This is a genomic window from Streptomyces clavifer (assembly GCF_036345975.1).
Taxonomy (GTDB): domain Bacteria; phylum Actinomycetota; class Actinomycetes; order Streptomycetales; family Streptomycetaceae; genus Streptomyces; species Streptomyces clavifer.
Genome location: NZ_CP107793.1, coordinates 1,712,171 through 1,730,511, shown reverse-complemented (window position 1 = coordinate 1,730,511; position 18,341 = coordinate 1,712,171). Strand labels below are relative to the sequence as shown.

The following is an 18,341-nucleotide window of genomic DNA, read 5'->3' as shown; positions in this document are numbered from 1 at the left end:
GCGAAGGCATCCGCGGAGAGGAGAGGCCCCTGCCCCTTCTCTCCGCGGATGCCGGGCCGCACGGCGCCCTGCTCCCGGACCGGCCGGGGCACGGGGGCGGCGAGCGGGCGTCGCTTCGTCAGGGAGACCGGAGACCGCGCCCGGGAGCCGGGGGGAGGCTCGCGCCGGGCCGCGATGTCAGCCGGCCAGCGCCGCCTTCATCATCTTCCGGGCGATCGGCGCCGCCAGACCGTTGCCGCTCACCTCCGAGCGGGCCGCCCCCGAGTCCTCGACGACCACCGCGACCGCGACCTGCCTGCCGGTCGATTCGTCCTTCGCGTACGAGGTGAACCACGCGTACGGGGTGTTGCTGTTGTCCACGCCGTTCTGCGCCGTGCCCGTCTTGCCGCCCACCTCGGCGCCGTCGATCCGGGCGTTCGTGCCCGTACCCTCCTCCACGACGGTGACCATCGCGCTCCGCAGCTGCTCCGCGGTCGACTCCGACACGACCCGCTCGGTGTCACCGTCCTCGAACTCCTGCAGTGTGGAGCCGTCGCCGTCCGTCACCCGGGACACCATGTGCGGCGCGGCCAGCTCACCGCTGTTCGCGAGGGCGGCGGAGACCATGGCCATCTGCAGCGGGGTCGCGGTCACCTCGAACTGCCCGATGCCGGTCAGCGCCGTCTGCGCCTTGTCCATGCCCGTCGGGTACACGCTCTCGGAGGCCCGCACCGGCACGTCCAGCTTCTCGGTGTCGAATCCGAACGCGTCCGCCATCGCCTTCAGCCTGTCCTGGCCGAGATCGGCGGCCACCTTCGCGAAGACGTTGTTGCAGGAGTACTGGAGTGCCGTGCGCAGCGTGGCGTTCTCGCAGGGGGCGGAGGGGTTCTCGTTCGACAGGACCGTCGTCGTGCCGGGCAGGGTGTACGGGTCGGGGCTGTCGGTGGGCTCGTCGACCGAGCCGTACAGGCCGTCCTCCAGCGCCGCCGACGCCACCACCAGCTTGAACGTCGAACCGGGCGGGAGCGGCTGCCGCAGTGCCCGGTTGACCAGCGGCTTGTCCTCGTCGTCGAGCAGTTTCTGCCAGGCGTCCCCGTCGGCCGTCCCGCTGATGCCGGACGGGTCGTACGACGGGGAGGAGACCATGCCCAGGATCCGGCCGGTCTCCGGGTCCATCGCGACGGCCGCTCCCCGGTCGTCGCCGAGCGCCTCGAAGGCCGCCTTCTGGACGTCCGGGTCGATGGTCGTCAGCACCTGGCCCGGGGCCGCCCGCTCGCCGGTCAGGACCGCGGCGGGGTCCTTCAGCCGGTCGTCGGTGCCGTCGAGCACCTTGCTGTAGATGCCTTCGAGCTGGGTGGCACCGTAGGCCTGCGAGCTGTAACCCGTGACCGCCGCGTACAGCTCGCCCCGGGTGTAGGTCCGCTTGTAGCGGAGATCTCCGCCGTCCGTCTCCTTCGAACCGGTGACCGGGGATCCGGCCACGATGATGTCACCGAGCGGCTGCGCGTACTGCGCGATCGTGTTCCGCCGGTTGTGTTCGTCGTCTGCGAGCGCCCGGGCCTCGTACGCCTGCACCCAGGTCGCCCGCACCAGCAGGGCGAGAACCATGAGCAGACAGAAGACCGAGGCGCGCCTGATTGTCTTGTTCATCCCGATGGAGGGACGAGCGGGCACGACGGGGGCGTTCCCGCTCGTGTCCCTTCTCACCCGATTCTCAGCCGCCGGGCCGGGGTGACGGTCCGCCCCGCCCCGCCCCACGGCGGAGCGCCGTCCCGGCCCCCGGAGCCGGGACGGACGGTCGCCGACGGGTCAGGCGTCGAGCCGCAGGAGCAGTTCGTCGGTCTCCTCGCCGCGCGCCTGGGCGTAGCCCCGGTCCGTGCCGGTCACGGTGAAGCCGCACTTCGCCAGCACCCGCAGCGAACCGGCGTTGTCGGCCGCGGCCCGTGCGTGCAGCGGACGCTCCGGTACGGCGTCGAGGAGCGCCCGCAGCGCGGCGGTCGCCAGCCCCCGGCCCCAGTGGGCCCTGTCCACCCAGTAGGTGACCTCGCGCTCGGCCGGCGCCCCGTACACCCCGACGCTGCCGACCACCGCACCGTCGGCGAGCACCGTGCGCATGATCACGGTGTCGGAGGCGCGGATGCGCTGCCAGTGGGCGTTGAACATGGCCCGGTCCGAGGGGTCGGCGCTGGTGAAGGCAGCCATCCGGGTCGCCTCCGGGTCGCTCATGAACGCGAAGAACAGCGGGAGGTCGCCGTCCCTGACCTCGCGCAGGGCGATGTGCACCGGTCAGAGCCTCCGGGTCGCGAGGGTCAGCCGGTCACGGGCGTCGAACAGGGCGTCCTTGACCATCTGCTCGTGTGCCGGAGTGAGCCGGGCCACCGGCACCGAGCAGCTGATCGCGTCGCGTGCGGGGGTGCGGTACGGGATCGCGATGCCGAAGCAGCGCAGTCCCAGCGTGTTCTCCTCGCGGTCCACCGCGTAGCCCTGCTCGCGGATGAGGTGCAGTTCCTCGATCAGCTTCTCGCGGTCGGTGAGGGTGTGCTCCGTGAGCGCGGGAAGCGTCTCGGGCAGCATCTTGCGGACCTGCTCGTCGCTGTGGGTGGCCAGCAGTGCCTTGCCGAGCGAGGTGGAGTGCGCGGGCAGCCGGCGGCCGACGCGGGTGAAGGGGCGCAGGTAGTGCTGGGACTGCCTGGTGGCGAGGTAGACCACGTTCGTCCCGTCCAGGCGGGCCAGGTGGATGGTCTCCGTGGTGTCGTCGGAGAGCCGGTCCAGGGTGGGGCGGGCGGCGGTGACGACCTCGTCCCCGTCGATGTACGAGGTGCCGACGAGCAGGGCGCGCACCCCGATCCCGTACCGCGTGCCCGTCGCGTCCGTCTCGACCCAGCCCAGCTCCACGAGCGTCCGCAGCAGCATGTACAGGCTGGACTTGGGGTAGCCGACGGCCTCCTGCACGGCCGCCAGCGAGTGCATACCGGGGCGCCCCGCGAAGTATTCGAGGAGCTCCACCGTCCGTACCGCAGACTTGACCTGTGTCCCACCGGACTCGGCAACCGACATCGCCCTATGCCCCTTCCAGCCTTCTTGTACTACCTGCGCAACGCTGCGACTTCTTGCCAACCGGAACGCCCGGAAATAGAGTCCCTTGCGTATTCACGATCAGGAACGCTGTTCAGAATACCGAACAACTCCTGATGTGTGGCAGTGGACCGGAAGGAAACACGGTGGCAGCAGCACCAGTCTGGAGTGTCGACCCCCGAACCGGGAACCCGCGTGAGCAGGTTGCCGTGGAGGCTACAGCGGAGGAGGTCGACCGCGCGGTCCGGGCCGCGCATGCCGTACGCGACGCGCTGGCCGACCGCACGGTGCGCGCCGCGTTCCTGCGGACGGCCGCCGATCTGCTCGCCGGGGCGCGGGAGCACGTCATCGAGGCCGCAGACGCGGAGACCGCCCTCGGCCCGGCCCGCCTCACCGGCGAACTCGCTCGCACGGCAGCGCAGTTGAAGGCCTTCGCCGAGGTCGTCGAGGAGGGTGCCTTCCTCGACATCCACATCGACCACGAGGACGGCAGCAGGACCCCGCCCTGGCCGGACCTGCGCCGCTACAAGATCCCGCTCGGCGTCGTCGCCGTCTACGCGGCGAGCAACTTCCCCCTCGCCTTCTCCGTCCCCGGCGGTGACACGGCGAGCGCGCTCGCCGCGGGCTGCCCGGTCGTCGTCAAGGCGCACCCCGACCATCCCGCGACGTCCGAGCTCTGCGCCTCGCTCCTGCGCAGGGCCGCCGCACAGCACGGCCTGCCCGAGGACGTCGTGAGTGTGCTTCACGGATTCGACGCGGGCGTCGAGCTCGTGAAGCATCCGCTCGTCGGCGCCGCCGGGTTCACCGGTTCCATCCGCGGCGGGCGGGCCCTCTTCGACGCGGCGGCGTCCCGTCCCGTCCCGATCCCCTTCCACGGCGAGCTCGGCTCCCTCAACCCCGTCGTCGTCACCGCGGCGGCCGCCGCGGAACGGGGCGAGCAGATCGGTGCCGGGCTCGGCGGCTCCATGACCATGGGCGCCGGACAGTTCTGCACCAAGCCCGGCTTCGTCTTCGCTCCGTCCGGCGAGTCCGGTGACCGGCTGCTGAAGTCCCTCACCGAGACGGTCAGCGACACCGGTGCCGGGGTCATGCTCGACCACCGGATGCGGGACGCCTTCGTGGCGGGAGTGGCCGAACGGGCCGCGCTCCCGGACGTGGAGGCCCCCGTCACCCCCGGAGCGGGCGGCGAGCACACCGTCTCCGCCGGCTTCCTGACCGTCCCCGCGCGACGGCTGGCCGAAGAGGGCCCGCACGACGCGCTGCTGGAGGAGTGCTTCGGCCCCGTCACCGTCGTCGCGCGCTACGACTCCGAGGACGAGATCACGACCGTGCTCTCCCGGCTCCCCGGCAACCTCACCGCCACCCTCCAGATCGCCACCGAGGAGGCCGACGGCAGCGCCGCGGGCCTGCTCTCGGCGCTCACCCCGCTGGCCGGACGCGTCCTGGTCAACGGCTGGCCGACCGGCGTCGCCGTCGCTCCCGCCCAGCACCACGGAGGCCCCTACCCGGCCACCACCTCCACCTCCACGTCGGTCGGCGCCACGGCGATCGAACGCTGGCTGCGGCCGGTCAGCTACCAGTCCACGCCCGACGCCCTGCTGCCGGCGGAGCTGCGCGAGGACAACCCGCAGGGCCTGCCCCGCCGGGTCGACGGGCGGCGCGCATGAGCGAGCGACTTCCCGAGCTGCCCTTCGCCCTGGAGGCCTTCGGCCCCGAGGGCGGATGGGCGTACGAAGACGGTGTGCTGACCGGCCGGGCGGGTGCCCGGCAGGACCGCTTCGTCCCGCCGGACGGCGACTCCCTGGAGTCCGCCTCCGACGCCCCGCGCCTGCTCGGTGCCGTGCCGGAGGGTGATTTCCAGCTGTCCGCCCGGGTGAAGGTCGGCTTCGCGGCGGCCTTCGACGCGGGCGTGCTCTACCTGCACGCCGGGGAAAGGGACTGGGCGAAGCTCTGCTTCGAGCTCTCCCCGGCCCGTCCCACGATCTGCACGGTCGTCACCCGTGGCCACTCCGACGACGCCAACTCCTCCGAGGTGGAGGGCGACACCGTCTGGCTGCGGCTCAGCCGTACGGGCAGCGCGTTCGCCTTCCACGCGTCGGCCGACGGCGAGAAGTGGACCTTCGTCCGCGTGTTCACCCTCGGTACGGAGCAGGAGCGGGCCTCGCTCCGGGCCGGCTTCCTGGTCCAGTCGCCCACGGGTGAAGGGTGCGAGGTGTCGTTCGACCGCATCGAGTTCCGGCCCACCGGCCTCGGTGACCTGCGCGACGGCAGCTGACCCGGGTAACGCTCCCCGGCGCACAGCGGTGCTCACCCTCCGGCCCCGGCCGGAGGGTGAGTCGTTTCCCGGGCGGCCGACCCTGCCGCCCGGCCGCGCCCCGAGCCGACGGCGGGGTCACATACCCACGTCATGCTCCACGTACGTGAATCAGTTGTCCCGGCCCGGCAACCTGCGGGCCACCGGTGGCGACCCATGAGTGCACCCCGCACTCCGTCGTACCGAGAAGGGACCCCCCATGCGCACCCGTCTCCGCAGCAGCCGAAGCCGCGTCACGGCACTGGCCGCAGCCACCACCGTCGCGGCTCTCACCGTCGCGGTGCTCCCCCACTCCGCAGGCGCCGCCGAGTCCAGCCCCGTGGGCTTCGGCGCGGGCACGACCGGCGGCGGCAGCGCCGCCGCCACGACCGTCAGCACCCTCGCCGCGTTCAAGGCCGCTGTCACCGGCGACACCGCCAAGACGGTCAGGGTGAGCGGACTCATCTCGCTGAGCGGCCAGGTCGACGTCGGCTCCAACACCACGGTGCTGGGCGTCGGTTCCTCCTCCGGATTCACCGGCGGCGGCCTGCGCCTCAAGAGCGAGACGAACATCGTCATCCGCAACCTGAACATCAGCAAGCCGCTCGCCCCCTCCGACGGCATCACCGTCCAGAACTCCACCAAGGTCTGGATCGACCACAACTCCTTCCTCGCGGACCGCGACCACGACAAGGACTACTACGACGGCCTGCTGGACATCACGCACGCCTCGGACAACGTCACGGTCTCCTGGAACACCTTCAAGAACCACTACAAGGGAAGCCTCGTCGGGCACAGCGACAACAACGGGAGTGAGGACAAGGGCCACCTGCGCGTGACGTACCACCACAACCACTTCCAGAACATCTACTCGCGCATCCCCAGCCTCCGCTTCGGCACCGGCCACTTCTACGACAACTACGTCGAGGGCGCGGACACCGCCGTGCACTCCCGCATGGGCGCGCAGATGCTGGTCGAGAACAACGTCTTCCGCAACACGAAGATCGCGATCACGACCAGTCGCAGCAGCGACGAGGACGGTTACGTGGTCCAGCGGGGCAACGACCTCGGCGGCGCGGCCACCGAGATCTCGAGGACCGGCTCGTTCACCAAGCCGCCGTACTCCTACACGGCCGAGCCGGCCTCGTCCGTCCCCGCATCGGTGACCGCGGGCGCCGGAGCCGGCAAGCTCTGACCCTCGCGTGAACGGGGGGTGTGCGGCCCGGACGCGGGCCGCACACCCCTTCGCTGCCGCATCCTGCGGCGCGCGCTCAAGCGTCCGCGGCGTAGCGCACGAAGTGCGCCCAGCGGGTGGGGGAGACGGTGACGTGGGGGCGGGTGAGGTCCTTGGAGTCGCGTACGAGGACGGCGTGGCCGGTGGCGGCGACCTCTACGCACGCTCCGCCCTCGTTGGAGCTGTAGGTGCTCGTGACCCATACGAGGGATGTCACCGTGCCTGCAGAGCCGTCGATACTCATGCCGCTCCCAGCAACTCCTTGATGGCAGCCAGGGAATCGGATGGACTGAGCGCCTGCGCCCTGATGCTGCCGTAGCGTGCAGCCAGGATACGGACCTCGTCCGGATCGGTGACCAGCCTGCTGACGTTCTGGACTTCCAGGTAGCCCACTTGGGGACGTCCCTTGGGCGCCAGGAGGATGAAGGGGCCGCCCATACCGGCGTGTGTGTCGCGCTCGGTGGGCATGACCTGCAGCTCCAGACTCCTCAACTGCCCCAGCTCGAGCAGCTTCTCGAGCTGGTCCGTATGCACCTCGGCGCCACCGATCGGCCTGCGCAGCACCGACTCCTCGATGATGCACGTCAGGATCGGTGCAGGCCACCGGGTCAGCAGCTCCTGCCGAATCAGCCGTGCGGCAACCCTGACTTCGATGGTCGCGTCGTCCAGCAGGGGCTTGCGCATCGCGAAGAGGGCTCGTGCGTGGGCCTCGGTCTGCAGCAGCCCCGGCACGACGTGGCTGCCGTACTCGTGGACCTCCACCGCATCGGCCTCCAGCCGCGCGTAGTCCCGGAACCACGCCGGATGCTTCACCCGCGCCCTGGCCTTCGCCCGCGCCACGTCCTCCGTCGCGGCCCGCAGCAGCCCGCCCGCCCCCAGGGTGTCGTCCGCCGCGTCCAGGAACTCCGGCTGCGGCGTCCGGCGTCCGCGCTCCAACGAGCGGACCAGGTCCTCGCTGTAGCCGAGCCGCTCACCCAGCTCCCGCTGGGTGAGGTCCGCTCGTTCACGGAGCAGTCGCACCTGGCGGCCGATCACGCGGAACAGGTCCGCCGCGCCCTCCGAGTCGTCGTTCTCACCGATCGCGTCCGTCAGCTCCATCGCTGTCCCGTTCCGTCCCACGCGCCACGCGGCGGACGACCGGTACCGGTCGCCGCGCGCACCGGTACACGCACACCGCGTACCGCCGTCACTCCTGGTCAGCGTACGGTCACACGGTCACGCTGGGTGGCGTGAAGAGTGAATCCGTACACACGGGTGGGCAAGAGACGACGGCACCGGCCCCGCAGTTCACGCAACTGCTGAGCGCCACGAGGCGAGGTGCCCGGCTGGCCCGACTGCTCGCCGTCGAGCAGCTCGTCGCGTGGGGCAGACCACGGCACGGCGGACGTACCGAAGACGCCGCACTCGTCGTCGCCGAACTGGCGGCCAACGCGGTGCTGCACGGACGGCTGGAGGGGAGGGGCTTCCGGCTCGGGCTCGCTGTCCTGCCCGCCGGAGGGCTGCGCATCGAGGTCACGGACCCGCGAGGGGAACGCCTTCCCGTACGGTCCCGGGACGGGTACGGGCTGGTCGTCGTCGAGGCACTCGCCGCGGAGTGGGGGGTGCGGCCGTTCCCGCCCTCGGGGAAGACGGTCTGGGCGGAGATCGACGCGAGACCGGTGGGGTGACCGACGGCCGCAGGTCGCTTCGCGGCGTTGCCGTCGGTCGTCATGACTCCCTCCCTCCGCACGCGACGCACGGCACCGGACCCCGATCCGGCGTGCCGCCCGGAGGACCCTAGGTCGGCCGGGGCGCCCCGGCCCCGGCGATCACCATGCGGACGAGCAGGTCATGGCTCTCGTCCAGACTCTCCGGGAGGCCGAACGCGCCGTCGGTCTCGAGCACCGCGAAGCCGTGGACGGCCGCGCGGAGGCAGCGGGCCATGTGGATCGCCGCCGAGTCCGTCATGCCGTACGAGCGGAGTGCGGCGCGGATGATGTCGAGAAGGCGTGCCCCGGCCTCGGCCGTGCGCGGCTCGGGGGTCTGGAGGAGTGCCGCGTAGCGGTGCGGGTTGCGGAGCGTGTAGTCCCGCCAGGCCTTCATGAACGCGCGGATCGCCTCGTCGGCCGAGCGGCCGAGCACCGCCCTGCCGGCCTCGTCGGCCATGTCGTTCATGATCCGCGCCGAGACGAGGTCGCGGAGTTCGGCGAGGTTGCGCACGTGCTTGTAGAGGGACGGGGTGGCGACGCCCGCCCTGCCCGCCACCGCCGACAGGGTCAGGGCGGCGGGGCCGGCCTGGTCGACGGTCTCCAGCGCGAGGGCGACGACCGCGTCCGCGGACAGTGCGGCCCTAGGCACGGGGGGCGTCCTTCAGGAAGGCCAGCAGGGCGGCGGCGACCTCGGTGGGGGCCTGCACGTGCGGGTAGTGGCCCACTCCCTCGATCATCACCAGCCGCCCGAGTCCTGCGGGCAGGCTCGCGACGATGCCCTCCCCCTCGGCCTGCGGGTCCGCCCAGTCGGGGTCCAGGGTGCCCTCGACGACCAGTACGGGGCAGCGGACGCCGGCCAGTCGGGCGCCCGCATCCGTGGGCGGGGACATGCCCATCCTGCTGACGACCGCCATCCGGCCCGGCCTGCGCAGGTCGGCGTCCAGCGCGGCGATGTGCGCCGCGTATCCCTCCGGCCTGGTGCCGGGGTAGGCGTGGTCCAGGTAGCGCTTCCACAGCCCGACGCTCCGCATCAGGCCCGCGCCCATGAGCAGTGACAGGCCCTTGCGGTAGCGGGCGTTGGACAGCAGGGCGCCCGCGTCGACCTTCTGTGCGCGGGTGAACGGGCTGATCTCGACGACGGCGCCGACCAGATCCGGTTCCTCGGCTGCCGCGATGGTGGCGGCGCCGCCCGCGAACGAGTGGCCCACGACGACGGCGGGGCCGCCCAGGTGCCGGATCAGAGCGAGCAGGTCGGCTGCCGCGTCGGTGCGGGTGTAGGAGTCCCAGCCGGTGCTGGACTCACCGTGCCCGCGCTGGTCCATCGCGGCGACCCTGAATCCGGCTGCCACCAGCAGGGCGGCCAGGTCGCGGTAGGCCGCCCGGTTGTCTCCCATGCCGTGGGCGAGCACGATCAGCGCACCCTCGCCGGTCACGTCGTACGCGAGCCGGCCGCCGGGGGTCTCCAGGAACTCGGTCATGTCCACTCCTCGCGGTTAATGGTGTTAGCCGCAAAGCTAATGCCATTAGCTGCAGTCGTCAACCCGCGCCGATCCCCGCCGCGTCCGACCTCGGGCGTGCCGGGTGCGGTCCGGGGCGTCTCAGGTTTCATGCGCGCAGATCAGGGAGCGAACAGGCCGGGTGCCGGCCTGTGGAGGCAGCGGGAATCAGCCGCCTCGGTTGAACGTTGGACGGGCGGCGGAGGCGGCTTCGCATCCCTACGGCAGAGCTGGAGAAAAGAAGAGTCATGCGCGTCGAGATCTGGAGCGACATCGCCTGTCCCTGGTGCTACATCGGGAAGGCGCGCTTCGAGAAGGGCCTGGCCGAATTCGCCCACCGCGACGAGGTCGAGGTGGTGCACCGTTCCTTCGAGCTCGACCCCGGGCGCGCCAAGGGCGACACCGAGAAGGTGATCGACATGCTGGCGCAGAAGTATGGGCGCACCCCCGAGGAGGCCCGCGGCATGGAGGCCAACGTCGCGGCGAACGCGCAGGCCGAAGGGCTCGGCTACCGCGCCGAGGGGCGTGACCACGGCAGCACGTTCGACATCCACCGGGTGTTGCACCTGGCCAAGGCGCGCGGCCTCCAGGACGAGCTGTTGAGCCTGGCCTACCGGGCGAACTTCGCCGAGGAGCGCTCGGTCTTCGACGACGCGGTGCTGGCCGACCTCGCCGTGGAGGCGGGGCTGGACGCCGACGAGGTGCGTGCGGTGCTGGCGGACCCCGCGGCGTACGCCGAAGAGGTGCGGGCCGACGAGCGCGAGGCGGCGGAGCTCGGCGCCAACGCGGTGCCGTTCTTCGTGTTCGACCGACGCTACGGGATCTCCGGCGGCCAGCCGTCGGAGGTCTTCGTCCAGGCCCTGGAGCGGGCGTGGAAGGACCGTCCGGTCAGTACGCTCACCACGCTCGGCGGCGACGCGGCGGCCTGCGACGCGGACGGCGCCTGCGAGGTACCGCAGGGCACGTCCGGGGTGTGACCCGGGCGCGGTCGGCCTGAGAGGGCCGGCGCGAGGGGATGACCCGAGGGCCGGGGCCGGCCGTCTCATGAGCGGGCCCCGGCCCTTCTCGCTACCCGCGGTACCGCTCAGCTCAGGAGCCACAAGGGCGGTGGGCGATCCACCGACTGACGACTGACTGCGTCACGCCGCGAACGTCCCCACGCATAAGTACTCCTTGGGTGTACCCCTTAACTCTTCGTGATTGACGGAGGGTTGAGGGGCGGCCAGGCTGGACGCATGGAGACGTCAACGATCCACCTGGTCACAGCCGCCGAGTTCGCACCGGAGACCACGTACCTCAACACGTCCAGTTGCGGTCTGCTGCCCCGCCGGACCGTCGAGGCCGTCAAGGAACTGGCCGACGACAACGCCACGGGCCGCCGGGCCGGGGCGGGCAGTTTCGAGGCGGTGGACGGTGCGCGGGCCGGCTTCGCGCGGCTTGCCGGCGTGGGGCCCGACCGGGTCGCCACCGGCGGTTCCGTCGCCGCCCACGTGGGACTGGTCGCGGCCTCGCTGGAGCCGGGCGCCGAAGTGCTCGCTCCTGAAGGCGAGTTCAGTTCCGTCGTCAGCCCGTTCGCGGTCCGCGGCGACCTCAAGATGAGGTACGTCCCGCTGGAGGAGCTGGCCGCGTCCGTGCGGCCGGAGACCGCGCTCATCGCCTTCTCGGCCGTCCAGTCCGCCGACGGCAGGATCGCCGACCTGGACGCGGTCCGGGCGGCCGCCGACGCGCACGGAGCCCGCACCCTGCTCGACGCCAGCCAGTCGGCCGGCTGGCTGCCGCTGGACGCCGGGGCCTACGACTACACGGTCACCGGGGGCTTCAAATTCCTCCTGTGCCCCCGGGGTGCGTCGTTCCTGACCGTGACCGAAGAGGCGCAGGAGACGCTGCCCGTGCTGTACGCGGGCTGGGTGTCCGCGGAGGACCGCTGGGGGAGCACCTACGGGCCGGTCGGGCAGCTGGCCGTCACCGCACGGCGATTCGACGAGCCTGCCGCCTTCCTCGCGTACCACGGGGCGGAGCGCTCCCTGGAACTGCTGGCGGAGATCGGTGTCGAGGCGCTGCACGCCCACGCCACCGGGCTGGCCGCCCGCTTCCGCGCCGGGCTGGCCGGCATCGGGCACGAGGCGGTCCCGGGGGAGTCGGCGGTCGTCGCCGTCCCCGGGCTCGGCAGCCGTGAAGCCGAGCTGGTGCGGGCGGGGGTCAGGGTCTCGGACCGCGCCGGCAATCTGCGGGTGTCCTTCCACCTGTACAACACGGAGGCCGACGTGGACCGCGCGCTGGACGTGCTCTCCCGCTGAACCGCTCCGGTGCGGGTGGTCCCGGTGCGAGCGGTCACCCGGCGCCGGGGCACCCGTCGGTCTCCTGGCAGAGATTCGCCTCGACCTTGGCCAGCAGGCGGGCCAGCTCCGCACGCTCTGCCGGGTCGAGCCCCGCGAGGGTGTGCTCCTCCAGGCTGGACCAGGCGCTGCGCACCGAGGCGTGGAGCCCGCAGCTGTCCTCGGTGGCCTCGACCAGCACGGCCCGCCGGTCGTCCGGGTCGGGGCGGCGGCTCACGTGTCCGGCCTGGTCGAGGCGTTGCAGCATCTTGGTCACGGTGGAAGGGTCGAGGTCCACGGCCTTGATGAGCTCCGACTGCCGGACCGCGCCGCCGTCCCACAGGTGCATCATCAGGAGCTCCTGACCGGGGTAGAGGCCGAGCCCCTTGAGCAGCCTGCCCGCCGCGATCCGGTGCAGCCTGGCGATCCGCGAAACGGCGTGGCTGACCGGGCCGCCGCGGGCGGCACTGGGCAGCGCCTCGGCGCAGGCGGGATCTGCGGGGGCCGTGCTGTCAGCCTTCATCGGGGCTCCTCAGGGCTCCTCAGCGCGGTGGCGTCGCCCGGTTCCCGTCGTCGGGTCCGTGTCGCCGGCTGGTCCGTGACGCCGTCGGGGCCGAGCTGCCGGCTGGTTCATGACGTCCCCGTGAACTTTACCTTGGTCGGCCAATTAATGAGCTACAGTGGCGCCCGGTGATTTAGTTGGCCGACCATGTAAATTTCAGGAGCTCCCATGACCACCGTGTTCGACCCCATCGACCTCGCGGGTACGCAGCTCGCCAACCGCATAGCGCTGGCCCCGATGACCCGCAGCCGCGCAGGTGACGGCGGTACGGCGACCGATCTCGTCGTCGAGTACTACACCCAGCGCGCCTCGGCCGGACTGATCATCACCGAGGGCATCCAGCCCTCGGTGGTGGGTCAGGGCTATCCCGCGACCCCCGGTCTGCACAGCGCCGAGCAGGTCGCCTCCTGGCGCCGGGTCACCGACTCCGTCCACGAGGCCGGCGGCCGCATCTTCGCCCAGATCATGCACGCGGGCCGGATCGGCCACCCTGTCCTGCTGCCGAACGGGCTGACCCCGGTCGCCCCCTCGCCGGTCGCTGCGCCCGGACAGGTCTACACCCACGTGGGCCCGAAGGACTTCGTGGAGCCGCGCGAGCTGACCGATGCCGAGATCCGCGCCACCGTCCAGGACTTCGCCACGGCCGCCCGCAACGCCGTCGACGCGGGCTTCGACGGGGTCGAGCTGCACGGGGCCAACGGCTACCTGATCCACCAGTTCCTCGCGCCGAACACCAACCTGCGCACCGACGAGTGGGGCGGTTCCGAGCAGGCCCGCATCCGGTTCGCCGTCGAGGTGGCCAAGGCGGTCGTCGCCGAGATCGGCGCGGAGCGCACCGGACTGCGGATCTCGCCCGGCAACCCGTACAACGGCATCGAGGAGCCCGCACCCGACGCCGTCTACACCGCGCTCGTCGCGGAGCTCGAACCCCTCGGTCTCGCCTACCTGCACATCCTCGAGCAGACCGACATCCGCGAGCTGACCCTCGCGCTGCGCAAGCAGTTCTCCGGACCCGTGGTCCTGAACGTGTTCTCCGACGGGCCGACCGGACCGGAGCACCACACGGTGATCGACGACGGGATCGCTGACGTGATCTCCTACGGCGCGCTGTTCCTCGCCAATCCGGACCTGCCGGCCCGCCTGAAGGCCGGCGGCCCGTTCAACACCCCGGACCCGTCGACCTTCTTCGGCGGCGACGCGAAGGGCTACACCGACTACCCGGCCCTGCCGGCCTAGCCACCGGGCGGGGCGGGTCGCGAAACCGCGTACCGGCCCCGGCACCGGGCGGTTCCGCGAGCGCTGACCACGACCCGGCGTCGGGCGGGGCGGAGGCGGGCCCGTGATGCCTGGGCACCGCACGCGTCCGCCCCCTGACGAGCCACGACTCGTCAGGGGGCGGTGAGCGGACAGGCCCGTGCGGCGGCCACGGGAGGTCCCGTGCGGCGCCGCGGGAGCCGCCCCGCCCTGCGGCCGTCACGCCGGCTCCCGCAGGCACCGCCGAGCCCCACAGGTGCTACGCCGAATCCCGGCGGACCAGCTCGGTGGGGAGGATGACCGCGGCCGGGTCCTCCCCGCCGATCTGGGCCAGCAGCACCCGCACCATCTCGGAGCTGATCCGGTCCCACGGCTGGCGGACCGTCGTCAGCTCCGGGCGTGCCGCGAGCGCCGCGGGGGAGTCGTCGAAGCCGCCGACCGCGATGTCCTGCGGTACCCGCCGGCCCGCCTTCTCCAGTGCGGTCAGCACCCCTTGCGCCATCAGGTCGGACGCGACGAACACCGCGTCGACGTCCGGCGCCCGCTCCAGCAGCAGCGAGGCCGCGGCCTCGCCGCCCGCACGGCTGTAGTCGCCCGGCACGACCAGCGCCTCGTCGTAGGGGAGCCCGCACTCGGCGAGCGTCGCCCGGTAGCCCGCCAGCCGCTCCACACCACCGGGGGTGTCCAGCGGCCCGGCGACCGTGGCGATCCGGCGTCGCCCGGACTCGTACAGGTAGCGCACCATGTCCCGGGCACCGCCCAGGTCGTCCGCCGCCACATAACTGACCTTCGACCCCTGACCCGGCGGCTTTCCGCAGGCCACCAGGGGTACGCCGGCATCGTGCAGCTGGGCGGCCACCGGGTCGCCGGAGTGGCTGGAGACCAGCAGCACACCGTCCACGTGCCCCGCGATGTACCGCATGTTCCGGCGGCGTTCGGCCTCCGTCCCCGCGATCATCAGCAGCAGTGGGACGTCGTGCGCCGCGAGTGCCGTGGTGCAGCCGCGCAGCAGCACGTTGAAGTTCGGGTCCTCGAAGAACCGCTCCTGGGGCTCGGTCAGCAGGAACGCCACCGAGTCGGAACGGCCGGTGATCAGGGACCGGGCATGCCGGTTCACGGTGTAACCGGTCTTGTGTATGGCGGACTGCACCGCGTCGAGCGCGGACGGGCTGACGTTGTGACCGCCGTTGAGCACCCGGGAGACCGTGCCCCGGGAGACCCCGGCCTCCCGTGCGACGTCGTGGATCGTCGGCGGCCGGCGGCGTCCCGTGCCGTTCTGTTCTGTGCGGCTCATGGTGCATGATCTTTCATCAAGGGAAGCCCTGTTGAGGAGCTGTCAGGACTTTACGGCGCCGGAGAGCAGGTCGAGGCTCCAGAACCGCTGGATCACGAGGAACAGGGCGATGAGCGGGATGATCGCCAGCAGTGCGCCGGTGATGACCAGCGTGTAGAGCGCCGGGGTGTTCGATCCCTGCTGCAGCAGCGTGTAGAGCCCCAGGGTCACCGGGAACTTCTCGTCGTCGCCGAGCATGATGTAGGGGAGCAGGAAGTTGTTCCAGACCGCCACGAACTGGAACAGGAACACCGTCACCAGCCCCGGCACCATCATCGGCAGCGCGATGGTCCGGAAGATCCGCCACTCCCCGCCGCCGTCCATCCGCCCGGCCTCGATCACATCGGCCGGCACGGCCGCCGAGGCGTAGATCCTGGCCAGGTACACGCCGTACGGGGAGAGGATCACCGGCAGCAGCACCGACAGGTACGAGTCGGTCATGTCGGCCTTGGCCAGCAGCAGGTACTGCGGCACGGCGAGGATCACCGGCGGCATCAGCACCCCGGCCAGCAGGATGTTGAAGACGGTCTCCCTGCCGCGGAAGCGGTACACGGCCAGCGCGTACCCCGAGACCGCGGACACCGCGGTGGACAGCAGGGCGCCCACACCCGCGTAGAAGGCCGAGTTGGCCATCCACTTCCAGTACACGCCGTCCCGGTAGGCCGTCAGGTCGGCGACGTTGTCGGTGAAGCCGGAGCCGGGCAGGAAGGTGAAGGTGGAGAACAGCTCGCTGCCGGACTTGGTCGACGCGACCAGCACCCAGGCGACGGGCAGCAGGCAGTACAGGGCGCCGAAGAGCAGCGCGGCCGTCGGGACGAGCGGGAACCGCCGGGGGCCGGTGGCAAGGGACTGCGTACTCATCGGGAGTCTCCCTGCTTCGTACGGGAGTTGGCCGCCTTCAGGAAGCCGAAGGACAGGGCCAGCGTGGCCAGGGCGATGATGACCGCCTGCGCCGCCGCCGCGTAGATGTCGTTGTTGACGAAGGCGTCCTGGTAGACCTTCATCAGCGGACTCCACGTGGTGGACAGCGAGTTGGTCAGCGGCTTCAGGGTGGTCGGCTCACTGAACACCTGGAGTGTCGCGATGATGGAGAAGAAGAAGGTCAGGATCAGTGAGGGCGCCACCATCGGGATCTTGATCCGCAGGGCGATCTGCAGCTGCGAGCAGCCGTCCAGCCGTGCGGCCTCGAAGATCTCGACGGGGATCGCCCGCAGCGACGTGTAGATCACGATCATGTTGAAGCCCGTGCCGCCCCACACCGCGATGTTGGCCAGGGACAGGTACAGCGGACCGCCGTCCAGCAGGTCCGGCTGCGGCAGCCCCACCCTGTCGGCCAGGTAGAGGAACGGGCTGACGTCGGGCAGGTACAGGAAGCCCCACATCAGTGCGGCGATGACACCCGGGATCGCGTACGGCAGGAAGATCGCCAGCCGGGTGAAGCCGCGCAGCCGGACCTGCTCGGTGTCCAGGAGCAGGGCGAACAGCAGGGCGAGTCCGAGCATCACCGGGACGACGATCGCGCCGTACCCGAGGATGCGCAGGGCCCCGTGCAGCAGCTCCGAGTCGGAGAGCGCGTCGGTGTAGTTGGCCAGGCCGGCCCAGATCTCGTCGCGGGCGCCCTTGCCCAGGCCCAGCCCCTTGACCTCGGTCCTGCGGAAGCTGAGGTAGAGCGCGTATCCGATGGGCAGGGCGAAGAAGAGCAGGAAGAGGACGGTTGCGGGGACCAGGAAGGCGTACGGGGCGCTCTTGACCCCGTACGGCCTCCTGCGGGGTGCGCGTGTCACTCGGAGACTCCGAAGCCCTGCTTCTTGAGGTCGGAGACGGTGGCGTCCTGCATGGCGGTCAGCGCGGTGCCGAAGTCCGACTTGTTCTTGGCGGCCTGCGCGAAGTTGTCCTTGAAGGCGGTGTACGCGACGTTCACGTTCGGGCCCCAGGAGGCGGGGGCGGTGCCCTGGGCGATCTTGGCGGCCTCGGTGTAGAAGTCGGGCTGGTTGGAGAAGTAGTCGGGGGCCTGGGAGAGCGCCCCACCGGTCTGGGCGGCCGTCGCGGCGGGGTAGATGCCGCCTTCCTTCACCAGCGCGGCGAGCGCCGTCGGGTCGGTGTTCAGCCACTTGGCGAAGGTGGCCGCGGCCTTCTTGTTCTTGGAGTCGTTGGTGACCGCGGTGGAGGAGCCGCCCCAGCTGCCGGTGACGTTCTCGCCGGCCGTCCACTGGGGGAGCGGGGCCATCGCCCACTTGCCCTTCGTCTCGGGAGCCGCGGTGGTCAGGGTGCCCGGCGCCCAGACCGCGCTGACCCAGGCGACCTGCTTGCCGGTGTTGAGCGCCTTGTTCCAGGCCGGGGTGTACATCGGCTGGTTGTCGATGGCGCCCTCCTTGACCAGACCGCCCCAGAAGTCGGCGACCTTCTGCGTGGCGGGGTCGTCGATCGCGACCTTCCACTTGTCGTCGCCGGTGGTCCACCACTTGGCCCCGGCCTGCTGGGAGAGGCCGGCGAACAGGCCCGAGTCGTTGGAGGAGAAGGTCGTGAGGTCCTTGTCCGGCGCCTTCTTCTTCAGCGCGCGGGCGGTCTCGGCGAACTCTTCCCAGGTGGTGGGCACCGTCAGGCCGTACTGCTTGAAGAGGTCCTGGCGGTAGTAGAACATCAGCGGGCCCGAGTCCTGCGGCAGTGCGTACAGGGCGTCGGAGCCCAGCGTCGTCTGCTGCCAGATCCCGTCGGCGAACTGGCTCTTCGCGTCGCCGGCCTCCTCGGATATGTCGGCCAGGACGTCGTTGGAGACCAGCGTGGGGAGCGTCTGGTACTCGGCCTGGACCAGGTCGGGGGCCTTGTTCGCCTTGGCCGCCGTGATGATCTTGGTGACGAGGTCGTCGCCCGACGCCTGCTTCTTCACGGTGACCGTGATGCCGGCCTCCTTGCCCGGACCCTTGTTCCAGATGTCCGCGACCTTGTCCAGGCCGGGGGCCCAGGCCCAGTACGTCAGCGAGGCGGGCCCGGAAGCGGCCTGCTCGTCGCCCGTGTCGTCCGACGAGCCGCAGCCCGTCAGCAGGGCGGTGGCGGCGAGAGTGGCGGCGGTGGTCACCGCGACGGTGCGGTATTTCATGGTTCTCCCCTGACG

Annotated in this window: 19 protein-coding genes; 7 read left to right on the top strand and 12 right to left on the bottom strand. The window is 71.3% G+C overall.

Features of this window, described 5'->3' with window-relative positions; translation table 11 throughout:
* Positions 1-177 precede the first annotated feature (177 nt).
* From OG927_RS07360 to OG927_RS07350, 3 genes are all read right to left on the bottom strand, one after another.
* Positions 178-1,629 carry a peptidoglycan D,D-transpeptidase FtsI family protein gene (locus tag OG927_RS07360; RefSeq protein WP_330319867.1) on the bottom strand — a complete coding sequence of 484 codons (1,452 nt, stop codon included), beginning with the start codon at positions 1,627-1,629 and terminating at the stop codon, positions 178-180.
* Positions 1,630-1,788: 159 nt separating this feature from the next.
* Positions 1,789-2,262 carry a GNAT family N-acetyltransferase gene (locus tag OG927_RS07355; protein WP_056783488.1) on the bottom strand — a complete coding sequence of 158 codons (474 nt, stop codon included), beginning with the start codon at positions 2,260-2,262 and terminating at the stop codon, positions 1,789-1,791.
* Between the two features lie 3 nt (positions 2,263-2,265).
* Positions 2,266-3,036, bottom strand: a complete 771-nt coding sequence (locus OG927_RS07350; protein WP_056783485.1) for an IclR family transcriptional regulator — start codon at positions 3,034-3,036, stop codon at positions 2,266-2,268.
* Positions 3,037-3,200: 164 nt separating this feature from the next.
* On the opposite strand from OG927_RS07350, the gene OG927_RS07345 reads away from it, so the two are divergent.
* The 3 genes from OG927_RS07345 to OG927_RS07335 all read left to right on the top strand — a co-directional run bounded on the left by OG927_RS07345 (position 3,201) and on the right by OG927_RS07335 (position 6,542).
* Positions 3,201-4,721, top strand: a complete 1,521-nt coding sequence (locus OG927_RS07345; protein WP_330319866.1) for an aldehyde dehydrogenase (NADP(+)) — start codon at positions 3,201-3,203, stop codon at positions 4,719-4,721.
* Entirely contained in the window at positions 4,718-5,329 is a 612-nt protein-coding gene (locus tag OG927_RS07340; RefSeq protein WP_056783477.1) for a DUF1349 domain-containing protein, read from the top strand. Before OG927_RS07345 ends, OG927_RS07340 begins: the two co-directional genes overlap by 4 nt.
* A 238-nt stretch (positions 5,330-5,567) precedes the next feature.
* Positions 5,568-6,542: a pectate lyase family protein gene (locus OG927_RS07335; RefSeq protein WP_124282687.1), complete on the top strand. Its 975-nt coding sequence runs from the start codon at positions 5,568-5,570 to the stop codon at positions 6,540-6,542.
* A gap of 76 nt (positions 6,543-6,618) precedes the next feature.
* On the opposite strand, the gene OG927_RS07330 is transcribed toward OG927_RS07335, so the two are convergent.
* Positions 6,619-6,825 (bottom strand): DUF397 domain-containing protein, encoded by a 207-nt coding sequence (locus OG927_RS07330; RefSeq protein ID WP_056783471.1) that lies wholly within the window; start codon positions 6,823-6,825, stop codon positions 6,619-6,621.
* Complete coding sequence (locus tag OG927_RS07325; RefSeq protein WP_056783467.1) at positions 6,822-7,679, bottom strand: helix-turn-helix domain-containing protein; 858 nt, start codon at positions 7,677-7,679, stop codon at positions 6,822-6,824. Before OG927_RS07325 ends, OG927_RS07330 begins: the two co-directional genes overlap by 4 nt.
* A 131-nt stretch (positions 7,680-7,810) precedes the next feature.
* Here OG927_RS07325 and OG927_RS07320 point away from each other — a divergent pair, with 131 nt between their 5' ends.
* Positions 7,811-8,248: an ATP-binding protein gene (locus OG927_RS07320; RefSeq protein ID WP_124282689.1), complete on the top strand. Its 438-nt coding sequence runs from the start codon at positions 7,811-7,813 to the stop codon at positions 8,246-8,248.
* Positions 8,249-8,357: 109 nt separating this feature from the next.
* Here the strand turns inward: OG927_RS07320 and OG927_RS07315 are convergent, their stop codons facing one another.
* Complete coding sequence (locus OG927_RS07315) at positions 8,358-8,918, bottom strand: TetR/AcrR family transcriptional regulator (protein ID WP_056783461.1); 561 nt, start codon at positions 8,916-8,918, stop codon at positions 8,358-8,360.
* Entirely contained in the window at positions 8,911-9,747 is an 837-nt protein-coding gene (locus tag OG927_RS07310) for an alpha/beta fold hydrolase (RefSeq protein WP_056783459.1), read from the bottom strand. Before OG927_RS07310 ends, OG927_RS07315 begins: the two co-directional genes overlap by 8 nt.
* A 266-nt stretch (positions 9,748-10,013) precedes the next feature.
* Here OG927_RS07310 and OG927_RS07305 point away from each other — a divergent pair, with 266 nt between their 5' ends.
* Positions 10,014-10,742: a DsbA family oxidoreductase gene (locus tag OG927_RS07305; RefSeq protein ID WP_319102683.1), complete on the top strand. Its 729-nt coding sequence runs from the start codon at positions 10,014-10,016 to the stop codon at positions 10,740-10,742.
* Between the two features lie 258 nt (positions 10,743-11,000).
* Positions 11,001-12,062: an aminotransferase class V-fold PLP-dependent enzyme gene (locus OG927_RS07300; RefSeq protein ID WP_209470754.1), complete on the top strand. Its 1,062-nt coding sequence runs from the start codon at positions 11,001-11,003 to the stop codon at positions 12,060-12,062.
* Positions 12,063-12,096: 34 nt separating this feature from the next.
* Here OG927_RS07300 and OG927_RS07295 read toward each other — a convergent pair whose 3' ends face one another.
* Positions 12,097-12,603 (bottom strand): MarR family winged helix-turn-helix transcriptional regulator, encoded by a 507-nt coding sequence (locus OG927_RS07295; RefSeq protein WP_209470755.1) that lies wholly within the window; start codon positions 12,601-12,603, stop codon positions 12,097-12,099.
* Positions 12,604-12,810: 207 nt separating this feature from the next.
* Between OG927_RS07295 and OG927_RS07290 the strand changes: the two genes are divergently transcribed.
* Entirely contained in the window at positions 12,811-13,878 is a 1,068-nt protein-coding gene (locus OG927_RS07290; RefSeq protein ID WP_330319865.1) for an alkene reductase, read from the top strand.
* Between the two features lie 277 nt (positions 13,879-14,155).
* On the opposite strand, the gene OG927_RS07285 is transcribed toward OG927_RS07290, so the two are convergent.
* Genes OG927_RS07285 through OG927_RS07270 form a run of 4 tightly spaced genes read right to left on the bottom strand, consistent with a single transcriptional unit; the run spans position 14,156 to position 18,326 of the window.
* Positions 14,156-15,190: a LacI family DNA-binding transcriptional regulator gene (locus tag OG927_RS07285; RefSeq protein WP_056783445.1), complete on the bottom strand. Its 1,035-nt coding sequence runs from the start codon at positions 15,188-15,190 to the stop codon at positions 14,156-14,158.
* A gap of 42 nt (positions 15,191-15,232) precedes the next feature.
* The gene (locus OG927_RS07280) at positions 15,233-16,090 is read right to left on the bottom strand and encodes a carbohydrate ABC transporter permease (RefSeq protein WP_056783442.1); all 858 of its coding nucleotides are present in this window, start codon (positions 16,088-16,090) and stop codon (positions 15,233-15,235) included.
* Positions 16,087-17,013, bottom strand: a complete 927-nt coding sequence (locus OG927_RS07275) for a carbohydrate ABC transporter permease (RefSeq protein ID WP_056783439.1) — start codon at positions 17,011-17,013, stop codon at positions 16,087-16,089. The genes OG927_RS07280 and OG927_RS07275 overlap by 4 nt, the downstream gene beginning before the upstream one ends.
* Positions 17,010-18,326: an extracellular solute-binding protein gene (locus OG927_RS07270; protein ID WP_330319864.1), complete on the bottom strand. Its 1,317-nt coding sequence runs from the start codon at positions 18,324-18,326 to the stop codon at positions 17,010-17,012. Before OG927_RS07270 ends, OG927_RS07275 begins: the two co-directional genes overlap by 4 nt.
* Between the last annotated feature and the right edge of the window lie 15 nt (positions 18,327-18,341).

Coding starts and splice junctions, on each gene's coding strand:
- OG927_RS07285 (WP_056783445.1), bottom strand. CDS start 15,190: ATGAGCCGCACAGAACAGAACGGCACGGGACGCCGCCGGCCGCCGACG.
- OG927_RS07360 (WP_330319867.1), bottom strand. CDS start 1,629: ATGAACAAGACAATCAGGCGCGCCTCGGTCTTCTGTCTGCTCATGGTT.
- OG927_RS07270 (WP_330319864.1), bottom strand. CDS start 18,326: ATGAAATACCGCACCGTCGCGGTGACCACCGCCGCCACTCTCGCCGCC.
- OG927_RS07280 (WP_056783442.1), bottom strand. CDS start 16,090: ATGAGTACGCAGTCCCTTGCCACCGGCCCCCGGCGGTTCCCGCTCGTC.
- OG927_RS07350 (WP_056783485.1), bottom strand. CDS start 3,036: ATGTCGGTTGCCGAGTCCGGTGGGACACAGGTCAAGTCTGCGGTACGG.
- OG927_RS07295 (WP_209470755.1), bottom strand. CDS start 12,603: ATGAAGGCTGACAGCACGGCCCCCGCAGATCCCGCCTGCGCCGAGGCG.
- OG927_RS07300 (WP_209470754.1), top strand. CDS start 11,001: ATGGAGACGTCAACGATCCACCTGGTCACAGCCGCCGAGTTCGCACCG.
- OG927_RS07305 (WP_319102683.1), top strand. CDS start 10,014: ATGCGCGTCGAGATCTGGAGCGACATCGCCTGTCCCTGGTGCTACATC.
- OG927_RS07330 (WP_056783471.1), bottom strand. CDS start 6,825: ATGAGTATCGACGGCTCTGCAGGCACGGTGACATCCCTCGTATGGGTC.
- OG927_RS07340 (WP_056783477.1), top strand. CDS start 4,718: ATGAGCGAGCGACTTCCCGAGCTGCCCTTCGCCCTGGAGGCCTTCGGC.
- OG927_RS07310 (WP_056783459.1), bottom strand. CDS start 9,747: ATGACCGAGTTCCTGGAGACCCCCGGCGGCCGGCTCGCGTACGACGTG.
- OG927_RS07290 (WP_330319865.1), top strand. CDS start 12,811: ATGACCACCGTGTTCGACCCCATCGACCTCGCGGGTACGCAGCTCGCC.
- OG927_RS07335 (WP_124282687.1), top strand. CDS start 5,568: ATGCGCACCCGTCTCCGCAGCAGCCGAAGCCGCGTCACGGCACTGGCC.
- OG927_RS07325 (WP_056783467.1), bottom strand. CDS start 7,679: ATGGAGCTGACGGACGCGATCGGTGAGAACGACGACTCGGAGGGCGCG.